Genomic DNA, 12902 nt, shown 5'->3' with positions numbered 1-12902 from the left:
CCGATCCGAACATTTTTCCGTTCGATCCGAAAGACTACCCATGGAATGTCGATAATTTCGGTCCCATTTGGATTCCCAAAAAAGGTGCAACCGTCCACCTGACGTTGAAGAATCTTCCGTTTTACCGGCGCATTATTCGCGTTTACGAGAAGAATAAACTGGCCGTGAAGGACAGCACCATTTATATTAACGATAAACCAGCTGATTCATACACGTTCAATATGAACTATTACTGGATGATGGGTGATAACCGACACAATTCGGCCGACTCGCGATACTGGGGATTTGTACCGGAGGATCACGTGGTAGGAAAAGCTTCCTTCATCTGGCTGTCGCTCGATAAAGACAAATCGTTCCCGGCCAACATCCGTTGGAACCGGTTCTTTAAAAAAGTCGAATAAAAAACTTATTCATATTCATTCTTGAAAAAGCCGGTATATTATTTGCTGGCTTTTTCATGTCCAAATTTATCTGACAAATGAGAAAAACTCGACCTATCCTAAGCGTCTTATGCAGCCTTTTGTTTTTTTACAGCTGCTCCACCGGCCAATACATTCACGATACAGGAAGCATCGAAAGACAAAAGGAAATGCACCGGAAACGAACCGGAATCAATGTGGGAGACGTTGCACTGCAGATGCTTAATATTGTTACGCTTGCCTCTCTGAACCTTGATATGGAACCGGAAACCACGCCCCGCTCCTTCAAGCGTATTAAGCTTTACAATCATTCTGCCGATACCATGCGTGTCAATCTGGTTACCAATGTCTTCTGGTCAGACGATCAATACAACGATATCCTCGATGTCCGTATTCCGCCAAAACAACACACGTCTTTAATGGTGCCGCTCGGCGCCGATTATAATGTCTATTTTCGTGATTCGTCTGATGGACAAGACGAAAGCATAACCATTAATACGGCTGAGTTTAAACGAATCGGACTCACCCCGGGAATGACGTTGACAGGTGAAAAATAATTTACACAAACGATACACTTCTTTTACGAAATAGGCTGAAAGCTGTATCTTAGAGTAACGAAAAACTCTATAATTATGCAGCGTGGTTTAGTCACCGGACTTGTTCTCGGAATCATACTGGTTGTATTTGCCTTGCAAAATGCGATCAGTGTTTCAGTAAAATTTTTGGTTTGGCAAATACCGGAAATTCCTTTGGTTTTAGTTCTTTTGTCAGCGATTCTGATTGGGGTGATGTTAAGTGCCCTGTCCAGTTATCCGGGCAAACAACGTTTGAGAAAGGATAACCGAAGTTTAAAAGAACGCATTGACGAACTGGAAGAACAGTTGCTGGAGTACCGACAGGATCTGGAAGAGCTGGAAAATGAAGAACAAAAAAAGAAAGATGAAGGCGATCTGATTCGTGGCGACACAAACAGCACATTCTTCGACGATTAATGAATAGCTTCCGATGACCGAAATACATACTACTTTACTTTCAACTGCTTATCTGGGCCCCGTACAGTATTATACAAAACTGGTTCATTACCCCGAAATATTAATTGAACAACACGAGAATTACCCAAAACAAACCTACCGCAACCGCTGCCGGATTTTGGGTGGAAACGGCTTACTTACTTTGAGCATACCGGTTGACAAAGGCCCTGAATTAAAAGTGAAAACCAAAGACATCCGTATCGCTTACGCGGAAAACTGGCAGCGACTCCATTGGCGAACAATTGTCTCCGCATATAATAACTCCCCTTTCTTTCCCTATTACGAGGATGAGTTTGCCCCGTTTTACCACAAAAAGAGATGGAAATATCTGCTTGATTTCAACCTGGCAATACAGGAAAAAGTAGTGGAATTACTGGATATGGATTCCAACATCAATTTGTCGTCAGAATACCAGAAAGAGGTGAAAAACGACACCATCGACTTACGTGAGATAATCCATCCTAAAAGACAGAAAACAAAAGCAGATCCGAACTTTTCCCCCGAACCCTATACACAGGTTTTCGAAGAAAAATTCGATTTTCAGCCCAATCTTTCCATCATCGACTTATTTTTTAACGAGGGTCCCGAATCAGTGCGTATTATTGAAGATTGCTTTAAGGAATAATACACCCCCAAAAAGCCTCAAATTATCTCCATCACAAATTTCTGAATGATTTCGCGGTGATCGAACGCCATTTCCGGTAACGAAATAATGGGGAACCATTCCGCTTCCAATGCATCATCGCCACCTTTTACGGGAACAGGCTCGGGAATTTGCCCGGTAAATACCACTGAAATGGTTCGGGCTCGAGGATCCCGATCGACTGCATCGAAAGTATAAAACTGTTTCAGCACTACGCCGGTTAATGCGGTTTCTTCTTCCAGCTCTCTCTGACACGACTCAGCCAGCGTTTCGTCCATATTCACAAATCCTCCGGGCAAAGCCCATTTCCCCTCAAAAGGGTATGCTTTTCGACGAATAAGCAGCACCCACTGCTCGCCGTTACGCTCTGCTGTTACAATGGCATCAACTGTTATTGCCGGCCGGGGGTATTGATAGGTGTAGGACATATAATTACAAAAAATTTAATCTGAGAACAATTCATCAACTTCTAAGGATGAAAATTACTCTCGACTACAAATAATCCAAACGAAACAAAGATTCAAAAAATTTCCGCCATCTCACCACTGCTCACTCCTCTTTTTCCTTTTGGGAATAAAGCCAGATTAAATAAGCCACAATAATAATGGCTAAAATGTATCCAATGAAATGCAAATGACTCATAGATGTGATTTTGAGTTAACCATCGATGATTCGTTTCATTAGGCGCATCTTGTGCGTATATTTTCGGGTTTCGGTATTGTAAATTCCGAACTGATCGACGTTATCGATTCTCACTTTCCCGGAAGAGTGAATGATCTTATTCCGCTCCCAAATGATGCCAACGTGTGTAATCACTCCTTCGTCATTATCAAAAAACGCCAGGTCGCCCGGCTGCGCTTCATCCACAAAACTGAGATGCTGACCGATTTGGACCTGCTGCGATGCGTCGCGCGGAATCGGTATTCCCACCATTTTATACAGAACCTGCGTCAGGCCCGAACAATCGACCCCAAAGGGTGAACGGCCTCCCCACAAATACGGTGCGTTGAAATATTTCAATGCGTTTTCAATAATTGTAGCCCTCACAGCGGGAGGAGTTTCAACTGTCACATTTCCCTTTATTGTATATAACGCATCGTCAATCCGAAAGGTTTTATCCGACTGATTATAAAAAGGTAAGGAACTACCGGCAACAATCAAAAAATTATTGTAGCTATCCGAACTTTGAACAATATTGAATACATCTGTTGTTACTACTGCAGGAAGTTGCTGCAGTTGTGATATAAGTGCATCGTCCACTTCGTTGACCATTTTCCGGTCAATCCATCCCTCGTATCCATCAAACTCGTTCCGGATGCGGGTCCACTTCTCAGTTTCTTCCAGTATGGCGTAATGTTCACCAAAAAGAACTTGTGTGCACATTTCACTCTTCTCGGTCGGCTCTGTTCGAACCGGTATAATACTGAGATTGGAGATTCCGTATCTCATCAAAATTATTATTATTTTTGGTACTAAACCCAAAGATAGAAATTTTATCGAATCGTGATTTTTAAGAACGGAAAAGAGGCTTGTTTACATGGATGTTGAAAATAAACTAAAGTCCAGAGAATCATTCTGGCACACCACTTTCGTGGTTGCGTTATTTGTCATAACCACAATTCTGATTTATCTGGCACTTCCCGGAGAAGCCCGCTTTAAGTATGAATTTCAGAAGGGACGTCCCTGGATGCATGAAACCCTGATTGCCCCTTTCGATTTTGCCATTCTTAAAAGCGACGATGAATTAAAGACAGAACGAGATTCAGTACTGAATGCTCAACTCCCTTATTTTACGTATCAGGATTCGATAGGACAAGAGCAAGTCGGCAAACTGGCAAGTCAGATTGACAATCTGGGACAATCACCCGATGCCAAGTCTAAAACTCTTTCAGATGCCGATATCAAGCAACAACTGATAACTTTATATCAGGAAGTTTTTAAACGAGGTATTCTGGAACAGAGTATTTCAGATTACCCTTCGCTAAAAGGGAAAAGCGACTTGATGTTTGTGGAAGACCATGTTGGGCGAAAAGTCCCTTTAAGCTCGATATTTTCATTAAAAAGCGCTTACAATTATCTTTCCTCTGGTCAGCAGCAATTAGCTGAAAAATATCCCTCGTGGCAGCCTTTACTGGTTAAAATACATCCGGAAGTATTTCTTCATCCCAACCTTGTATTCGATGAAAAAACAACTGATTTCGAGCGACAAAAATTACTTGACAATATTTCGACGTCACGGGGAATGGTTCAGGAAGGCGAGCGTATTGTTTCGCAAGGCGACCTGATAACTCCCGACACCTACCGGATTTTGGAATCGCTGCAAAAAGCCTACGAAAACCGCTTGGGTAACACAACCGAATACTATGGAGTGTTGGCCGGTAAAGGCATGTTCATCATCCTGTTAGTACTGGTACTTTTCCTCTTCGTATTCAATATTCGCCGCGAATTACTGAATTCGAAACGAGACATTGCCTTCACGCTGTTGATGATGGTCGTCATGATTTATTTTTGCCGGTTAGTCGTATCCACCAACCCGCAATTGGTTTACCTTATTCCATTTACGGTACTGGCGTTAACCATCCGGACCTTTCTCGATGCCCGGCTGGCTATTTTTGTGAATACCATTGCTGCCTTGATTGTGGGATTCATGGTACCCAATGGATACGAATTTGTATTGCTGCAGATTCTGGCCGGAACGGTAGCAGTCATCAGCCAGGATAAACTGTTGAGAAGAGGACAATTGGTTATTACGTCCGTGTTTATTCTTTTGACCTATGTATTTGCTTTCATTGGAATTTCCCTTATTCAGGAAGGCAACTGGGAAGCCATTGAATGGATGCAGCTGCGTTGGTTCGTCGGCAATGCCGTGTTAACTTTGATTACCTACCTGTTAGTCTATATTTTTGAAAAATCCTTTGGTTTTGTATCGGATGTGACGTTGATTGAACTTTCCTACTCTAACCAGAACCTTCTGCGCAAACTAGCGGAAGAAGCACCCGGAACGTTTCAGCACTCGCTGCAGGTAGCCAATCTTGCCGAAGATGCGATCACCAAACTCGGAGGCAATCCGTTACTGGTGAGAACAGGAGCCATGTACCACGACATAGGTAAAACCAAGGCACCACATTTCTTTGCCGAGAATCAGGCCAAAGGTATCAATCCGCACGAAGAAATGTCGCTGGAAGAAAGCGCTCAGGTAATTATGAGCCATGTGACCGATGGTGTGACACTGGCCAAGAAATACAAGATTCCCGAGATGATCATCGACTTCATCAGGACACACCACGGTAGCACCAAGACCGGCTACTTTTATATGATGTCGAAGAATGAAAATCCGGAACAAAATATCGATGCATCGAAGTTTACCTATCCAGGGCCGGTTCCCTCTACACGCGAAACCGCTGTTGTTATGCTTGCCGATAGCATTGAAGCGGCATCCCGAAGCTTGAAAGACATCAATGCCGAATCGCTTTCTGATTTGATCGACAAAATATTCAAATCAAAAATAAAGGATGGGCAGCTCGATTACGCACCTCTCACATTTCAGGACATCACATTACTTAAGCAAATTTTCCTTGAGAAGTTGCTGACCATTTATCATGTTCGCATGGAATATCCTGAAGAGAAAAAGGTAAAAAAAGTTAAACGCAAAACAATTCGTTTAGAAAGACGTAAAAACGATTAAGATTTTCAAATCTTCCCCATACATGAAAAAATTACAATTTATTTTCCCAATCGTCCTGCTGGCGGTTTGGGCTTTATCGGGATGTCAAAAAAACAACACACCCACTCCCGCGCCGAAAGAAATTGATTCGGGAGTTCAAAACACAGCCAATCTTTTCCAGGATTGGTACTTGTGGTATCAGGATATGCCAGACGTCGATCTTTCTTCATATACCGATCCATCGAAGTATGTTGACGCCATAAGATACGACAAAGACCACTGGAGCTTTGTGGCACCGCTCCAGGAAATTATGGACTTAATTCAGAACGGTCAGTCAGGTGGCTGGGGTGCCGGTTTTAAGTTCGATCTGTCCGATAGCCTTCGTATTGCCGATGTTTACACCGACAGTCCGATGGGACGGGATAGTGTGTCTCGTGGTTGGATGATTCGCTCGCTCGACGGGCAACCCGTTAAAAATATGAGTGTCGATGCCATCAATCAGGAACTCGCAAAAAATCAGGTCACTTTTGGGTTTGTTCTTCCTGATAGTACATACAAAGAACTAAGCATTGCAAAAGGCAACGTGGTGATGAATACGGTCCAATACAGTCACGTTTATGACACAAACGGCGAGAAAACCGGTTACCTCGTTTTCTCCGACTTTCTGGAGCCCTCTGTTACAGATCTCGATACAACTTTTGCGACATTCAAAGCTGATGGTGTTTCCAATCTCATTCTCGATTTGCGCTACAATACGGGAGGCTTGCTCTCAACTGCCGATTCGTTAATGAGCTTAATCGCTGGAAATAAATACAATAATCAAACGTACAATGTGCAAAAGTTCAATGACAAGCACACCGATGCAAACGAGAATAACGTGATTCACCAAGCAGCTAATAGTCTGAACTTAAATAAGATTGTTATTATTACGTCATCTTCAACTGCTTCGGCCAGTGAACTGACCATTTCGGGCCTGATGCCTTTGTATCCGGTTACCCTTATCGGGACACAAACGCTCGGAAAACCGGTTGGCATGAGCATTTTTTCTGACACACAGGACAACCTTGCTATCGCTCCCATTAGTTTCCGCAACGTCAATAGTGCGGGCTATAGCGATTATTTCGATGGCATTCCCGTAGATTATACCGTCTATGAAGACGTAAAATATCCTTTTGGCGATCCGAATGAGTTGTGTCTAAAAGCTGCGCTTAATTATCTCTCAACAGGAAGCACAGGCACTTCTGCCGCGATGCTAAAATCAGGTACAATGCCAACAAAGCTGCTTAGCAAGGGTACCGATGTGACCGTTTCTAATTTGTATGACATAAAAAAATAAAACGCCGCCCAAGATAAAAGAGAAAATAGAAAAAACATTTCATTTTAAAAGTAAACTAAAAAAGAGGCTGTTCAATACTTTTGAACAGCCTCTTTATATATAAAACAACTAAGGAGTTGTTATTATCTGACTAGCTTAAAAAGGTGATGAATCCTGTAATCCGGAAATGCTCTTGACAAAGCCAAACTCTCTAGTTTGTGCTTTTTTCATCGAAGCCGGCACAGGCAGACTTGTAGGTAACGTTCCCATATCATTATTTTCAGCATCTGATATTCCATCATTAGTCTGAATTTCTTTTTGAGGAATCGGCCAAAGACGGTAAGGAGCATCAGCAGGAATATCAAAAATAGCCAAAGCACCGTAATTTGTTACCACTTTTCCATCAACCTCTTTATAGCGAATCGCAGGCTTGTTAAGGCGCATCAGGTCAAACCATGAGATGCCCTCTCCCCAAAACTCGATACGACGTTGCAGCCATACCTCATCCTGAAAATCCTGAGCTGACGTTGCAGTACTTACAAAATCAGGATCACGATAAGCTTGAACGTATGCCTCCAGCGCTGCTTTTCCTCCAGCTAAATCGCCTCCCATTCCTTTGGCCTCTGCAATAATAAGTTCCATTTCGGAAGCACGCATCAAAGGCCAGTCATTTGAATTCTCAGGATAAGTTAACTGCTTATTTGTAGGTGCAAATTTAACGCTTGTATAAGGTTCCATTCCCATTACACCCCAAATTGGGCCATAATCAGGTGAATAAGGTTCCCCATACCACTCATAAAATGCCTCTTCTGCTTCGCCGCTATTTTCGTAACCTTTTAAAGCAGCAGCTTCATAGTTTTCATCCAGAAACCATCCTTTGCGAACATCGGTGGCAGGAATCTCATCATACAACAATTTATTGACCTTCTTCCATGTACCTACAATAGTCGTATAACCGCCATAACCGAAGCAAAGATTGGTACACATCGATGTATAATTACAGATTCCGGAGGTTGTAGCATCATCCGTCGTTGTGATAATACATCCCCACATAATACCCGGTTCTGTTACATCATCAAAGGTTGGAACAGAAACAGCTTGCATAGACATTGGAGATTGTCCACTTTGATTTAGCGCATTGGCTGCATCAGAAGCAGCAGCATCCCAATTCTGCATCACTAAATTGACTCGGGCCCGGAGACCATATGCAATAGCTAAGTTTACTGCAGAAACATCAGGTCTTGCAGGAATATCATCGTCATCCAGATATCCAATCGCATCGTTCAGATCTTTCATGATAAAAGCGTACACTTGGGCAACCGTTTTTCTCGGATTATTTGTCAGCGAATCGACAGGTGTCTGATCCGTAATAATTGGCACTGCAGGTTTATCCTGATTTCCAACATAAGTGAACTGAAATAACTGAACCAAATTGAAATAGTCATAAGCCCGAACAGCGAAAGCTTGTCCCAGATAACTCTTTCCAATTGGATCTGTCGTTGCACGATCTATTTTTCCAATAATTGAGTTTGCAGTACGAATTTGCTTATAAAACTGATTCCAGACAACACGAGGAGCACGATAGGTAAAATTTCGGTTGGTTAAATCCTGCTCTCCACTGAACCAGTTATAACCAGTCACATCACCTACAAGGTCCTGACCATTATGATCTGTTTTAGCAGCGATACCGGGAATACCAAAATCTTCCTGGTAATCACCGCTTCCGGTAGTTGCTGGAAAGGCTTTCATAATAGAATAGAGTCCGTTTACTTCCGATTGAAGTTTAGAGGGATCATTATTAATGACTTCAGTCAACTGATCCCCAGTGATCATGCCACCATCCGGGGTCTGATTTAACTTATCATCACATCCGAAGATAGAGGAAGTGATTACCAGTAGCAATAGGAATTTTATATTTTTCATCATCTTGTTCTTTTTAGCTGTTAGAATTTGATGTTTGCCCCCACAGATATTGTCCTGATGGGAGAGTAAATAAAGTCAGTGGACCCACTGAAGTTTTGACGAGGATCAAGTCCTTTCCGCTTAGAGAACAGATAAACGTTGTCAGCAGCAAAATACAAACGAACAGCCTCTAAGTCTATCTTATTCAACACCTTCTTCGGCAAAGTATATCCCAAGGTAACATTATTGATACTCAAATAGGAAGATGAAATCAGGAAGCGATCTGAAGTGGCTCCAATATCTTTACCTCCAAAGTTCACCATCGGAACATCTGTGTTTGTATTACTCGCCGTCCAAGAATTCAGGATATCTTTATGCCAATTCGTACCAGCTTCACTTGCCTGACCTCCATGCATCAACTGTTGATAGATATAATCGTAAGTTAAACCACCCAGACCATAAGTACACGATACCGAGAAATCAAAACCAAAAGCATCAACCGAGGTTCCAAAGCCTCCTTGTAAATCAGGAAGAGAGGTACCCGGACTATCACTGTTTTTCTTTAATGAAGCCGTAGAATAATCCTCAGTTACACCATAAGTCCCATCATCATTTGTGATTCGCCATTGCGGAGCACCCGTTTCCTGATTAACACCAGCATAGACTGGATACCAGAAGTCATAAATACTTCCTCCTACACGCAAAATTCGTCTTCCATTAATGTATCCGTCAGGATCTGAAAACTGCGGAGGTAAAGAAAGAATCTCATTTTTGTAATGCGTTCCATTTACATAAACAGACCAAGTAAATTTTGGAGTATGAATCAACCTTGCATGCAAATCAACGTCAATTCCTCTATTCCTCATAGAACCAATATTGTCAGGATATGATGAATAACCAACTGTTGGCGGAACGGGAATATAATAAAGCATATTTTCTACTCTCCGGTTGAAATACTCAACCGATCCACTGAATGTTCCGTTAAATAGTGAGAATTCAAAACCAGTATTCAAGTTGTAACTGGTTTCCCAAGTTATATCTTTATTTCCCTTATAATCAAGCTCAATGGCAAAATCGTCATTTGAATTCTTTATATTAAACTGATCCTGAGCCGGGTAATAATTCTGCCCACCATCATAATAATTAGCAGGGTTTTCATATAGTAAAGCATCGTTACCCTGAGCACCGTAGCTGATTTTGTACTTTAACATATCCAACCAGTCAGCTCCTGCCAGGAATCCTTCTTTTTCCATTAACCAGGAACCACCAACTGACCAGAAATTACCCCAGCGATTATCGGGTGTAAAGCGAGAAGAAGCATCCCTTCTGTAACTGGCCGACAAATAATATTTCTGCGCATAATCGTATTGTAGTCTGGAGAAATAACCCTGTACAAAGTATCCAATGCCAGTAGAACCAGTTTCCTGCCGTAGGATAGCATTTGATAGTTCCTCACTTTCCGGATCAAATAGATTATACTTAATACCATACATACGTTCCCACTGCCGATCATAGGTTTCATGCCCTACAAGTATGTCGAAGGAATGCTGATTAATCGATTTTTTGTAGGTCAGCAATTCCTGCAAGGTTAAAGCGGAAATATGTGTGTTTCTTTTGTAAATGTTTCCACCGAAATCAGCACTTTGACCATAGTAAGCATTTCCTTTATCTAAATACCGTGTATTATCAACATCATAACCTACATTTAACGCAAACTTTAATCCTTCCATAAGATTGAAATTTGCAAAGCCTTTAATGCCAATTAGGTCAACATTATATTGCTGTTTGTCCAGTCTTAAGTCAGAAGCCGGGTTTGCGATAGACATTATCGGACGGGTTAATCCTGGATATTCACCTGTTCCATAATCATACAATGTGTGACCAAGATCGTCTACAATGATTTGTTTGTCTGCACCTCTCACATATAAAGGATAAATCGGAGCCACAATACGGCTTACATAGAATAAGTTTTTCGAACTCAATCCTGACTGATCAGATGGTGAACGACTAACGGAATTTGAATAGCTAATATTTCCCCCAACTTTAATCCAGTCGTTGAGTTGGTAATCGGTATTAATACGGGCAGTAATTCTCTCGAACCCGGAGTTGGAAATAATACCTTCGTCATTTAAGTAGTTTAACGAAAAGAACGTTGTTTGCTTATCATTTCCTCCGCTTACCGAAAGATTAACTTCCTTCCGAGTATTGGTTTTACCAAACAGCTCATTATACCAATTATCATTAATTAGGTAATAATCGTTGTCCCAAACCCGACCTAACGTAGCATTGGGATTAATCTTGCCGTTCTGATCAATCAAATTTTGACCATCAGGGACCGTGTAAATATTATATTCCAGACCTTGATTTCCAAACATCAATTGATTGGCTTGAACATTAGCATCTGACGGAGATAATCCTGCCGCGATTTGATTATTATAAATCCCTTCGTAGTACTTTTCGTAATACATGGCCGGGTCTGTCATAATATCATACTCAGGCACAGAACGTTGATTAATACCTGCCTTCACATCCAAATTAACAGAGACCTTCCCTTTTTTTCCTTTTTTGGTTGTAATTAATATTACACCATTGGCACCACGGGCACCATAAAGAGCTGCAGAAGCAGCATCCTTCAGTACGGTTACTGACTGAATATCCTGTGTACTAATTGAAGAAATATCTTCGCCATAGGGTATCCCGTCCACAACATATAAAGGAGCACTAGATGCACTCAATGAACCGACCCCCCGAATTCGGATTTTAGCAGAGGTACCTGGTTGTCCAGTATTACTAGCTGCTTGGACACCGGCAGTAACTCCTGTTAACGCTTGGGTCACGTTTGATACTTGTCTCTTTTCAAGAGTTGAAGCGTCAACAACTGCTGCTGCACCGGTGAACGACTCTCGAGTTGCAGTACCATAAGCAACGACCAGTACCTCATCCAACCCAACCAAATCAGGACTCAGGGTTACATTAATGACACTTCCAGATATCGCCACTTGCTGTGTTTCCATTCCAACGAACGAGAAAACCAGTGTTGTTGCGTTTTGAGGTACACTAATACGGTATTTCCCATCAATATCCGTTATTGTTCCCAATGTTGTACCTTGAACTGAAACAGAAACTCCGGGAATGGAACTTCCGTCATCTGCAGAAGTAACTGTTCCTGTTATTTCCTTAGTTTGCGCCATAAGCGAAAGCAAACCAAAGGCGAAAAATGCAAGTAATAGCACAAGTTTTTTCATAAATAATTGTATTAAAAGATTAAGTAGTTGTGAAGCCAGTTATTTTACATAGACCGTTAAAAATATGAAAAAAATACATTTTAATGAATATTAACATTTTTTTTCTTTAATTAATATTGGAATTATACTTAAAAACAGGCTTTTCATGACGAATCCACACTGATTTCCATGTCAAACAACAGACATCTATTTGCCTGTATTTGTGATGGATACAAAAAACAAACTCTCTGGACGCAGAGAGCCTTTAAGCTTGTTTTTTTTTAGATATGCTTATTAACATATCTTTAATTTTATGTGTTAAAAGATGTTAGTGATCTTTAAATCGGTATCCCGATTGCCTGCCATTACTAATGGTTGCTCTGTCACTACAACTGGTGAGATAAAAAATAAAAGCTTCCACATAACCGGCATTATATCATATGATCTATATGCTTCAGGTACGATCTAGCGGGGAGAACATACCGTTCTCGCAACAAAATTGTCGTTCAACGATGACCGAATTATCCTTTCAGCGTATAAAACCGCCCGAACCATGAGATGTTTGGCTCTGTGCGTGGTTGCTTGTTCCATGCGGCTCCAGCCTTCATTTCATGTCTTCTCAATCGTTTTAGTTGTTAAACGATAAAAAGCGAATAACCCGTAGCCGAAACTTTCGATACCTGGTTCTTTCCATTTCGTGCTTA

The 12902-nt window shown here is 41.5% G+C and carries 10 protein-coding genes; 6 read left to right on the top strand and 4 right to left on the bottom strand.

Translation table 11 applies throughout. From position 1 onward, the window contains the following. From lepB to T426_RS0118295, 4 genes are all read left to right on the top strand, one after another. The coding region (gene lepB / locus T426_RS0118310; protein WP_027586086.1) for a signal peptidase I at positions 1-401 on the top strand (401 nt) is incomplete at its 5' end. A gap of 77 nt (positions 402-478) precedes the next feature. Then, entirely contained in the window at positions 479-976 is a 498-nt protein-coding gene (locus tag T426_RS0118305) for a hypothetical protein (protein WP_025864783.1), read from the top strand. A 75-nt stretch (positions 977-1051) separates the two neighbouring features. After that, complete coding sequence (locus tag T426_RS24240) at positions 1052-1411, top strand: LapA family protein (RefSeq protein WP_025864784.1); 360 nt, start codon at positions 1052-1054, stop codon at positions 1409-1411. Between the two features lie 13 nt (positions 1412-1424). After that, complete coding sequence (locus T426_RS0118295) at positions 1425-2075, top strand: WbqC family protein (RefSeq protein WP_027586084.1); 651 nt, start codon at positions 1425-1427, stop codon at positions 2073-2075. Positions 2076-2092: 17 nt separating this feature from the next. Here the strand turns inward: T426_RS0118295 and T426_RS0118290 are convergent, their stop codons facing one another. Continuing rightward, positions 2093-2521, bottom strand: a complete 429-nt coding sequence (locus T426_RS0118290; protein ID WP_025864785.1) for an NUDIX domain-containing protein — start codon at positions 2519-2521, stop codon at positions 2093-2095. A gap of 229 nt (positions 2522-2750) precedes the next feature. Continuing rightward, entirely contained in the window at positions 2751-3542 is a 792-nt protein-coding gene (locus tag T426_RS0118280; RefSeq protein ID WP_025864786.1) for a C40 family peptidase, read from the bottom strand. Between the two features lie 88 nt (positions 3543-3630). On the opposite strand from T426_RS0118280, the gene T426_RS24235 reads away from it, so the two are divergent. Together T426_RS24235 and T426_RS0118270 are read left to right on the top strand one after the other, a co-directional pair. After that, positions 3631-5778 (top strand): HD family phosphohydrolase, encoded by a 2148-nt coding sequence (locus T426_RS24235; protein WP_025864787.1) that lies wholly within the window; start codon positions 3631-3633, stop codon positions 5776-5778. A gap of 22 nt (positions 5779-5800) precedes the next feature. After that, complete coding sequence (locus tag T426_RS0118270; protein WP_025864788.1) at positions 5801-7093, top strand: S41 family peptidase; 1293 nt, start codon at positions 5801-5803, stop codon at positions 7091-7093. A 135-nt stretch (positions 7094-7228) separates the two neighbouring features. Here T426_RS0118270 and T426_RS24230 read toward each other — a convergent pair whose 3' ends face one another. Together T426_RS24230 and T426_RS0118260 are read right to left on the bottom strand one after the other, a co-directional pair. Beyond that, positions 7229-8998: a RagB/SusD family nutrient uptake outer membrane protein gene (locus tag T426_RS24230; protein ID WP_025864789.1), complete on the bottom strand. Its 1770-nt coding sequence runs from the start codon at positions 8996-8998 to the stop codon at positions 7229-7231. Between the two features lie 17 nt (positions 8999-9015). Further along, positions 9016-12219: a SusC/RagA family TonB-linked outer membrane protein gene (locus T426_RS0118260; protein ID WP_025864790.1), complete on the bottom strand. Its 3204-nt coding sequence runs from the start codon at positions 12217-12219 to the stop codon at positions 9016-9018. Positions 12220-12902: the final 683 nt, after the last annotated feature.

The organism is Prolixibacter bellariivorans ATCC BAA-1284 (genome assembly GCF_000621705.1).
Classification (GTDB): Bacteria; Bacteroidota; Bacteroidia; order Bacteroidales; family Prolixibacteraceae; genus Prolixibacter; species Prolixibacter bellariivorans.
Note: the sequence above shows the minus strand (reverse complement) of the source record. Positions and strands in the feature narration are given on the sequence as shown.

Bases quoted from the DNA above. Each gene is read 5' to 3' on its own strand.
- T426_RS0118280 (WP_025864786.1), bottom strand. From the start codon at position 3,542: ATGAGATACGGAATCTCCAATCTCAGTATTATACCGGTTCGAACAGAG.
- T426_RS0118305 (WP_025864783.1), top strand. From the start codon at position 479: ATGAGAAAAACTCGACCTATCCTAAGCGTCTTATGCAGCCTTTTGTTT.
- T426_RS0118290 (WP_025864785.1), bottom strand. From the start codon at position 2,521: ATGTCCTACACCTATCAATACCCCCGGCCGGCAATAACAGTTGATGCC.
- T426_RS0118260 (WP_025864790.1), bottom strand. From the start codon at position 12,219: ATGAAAAAACTTGTGCTATTACTTGCATTTTTCGCCTTTGGTTTGCTT.
- T426_RS24235 (WP_025864787.1), top strand. From the start codon at position 3,631: ATGGATGTTGAAAATAAACTAAAGTCCAGAGAATCATTCTGGCACACC.
- T426_RS0118295 (WP_027586084.1), top strand. From the start codon at position 1,425: ATGACCGAAATACATACTACTTTACTTTCAACTGCTTATCTGGGCCCC.
- T426_RS24230 (WP_025864789.1), bottom strand. From the start codon at position 8,998: ATGATGAAAAATATAAAATTCCTATTGCTACTGGTAATCACTTCCTCT.
- T426_RS0118270 (WP_025864788.1), top strand. From the start codon at position 5,801: ATGAAAAAATTACAATTTATTTTCCCAATCGTCCTGCTGGCGGTTTGG.
- T426_RS24240 (WP_025864784.1), top strand. From the start codon at position 1,052: ATGCAGCGTGGTTTAGTCACCGGACTTGTTCTCGGAATCATACTGGTT.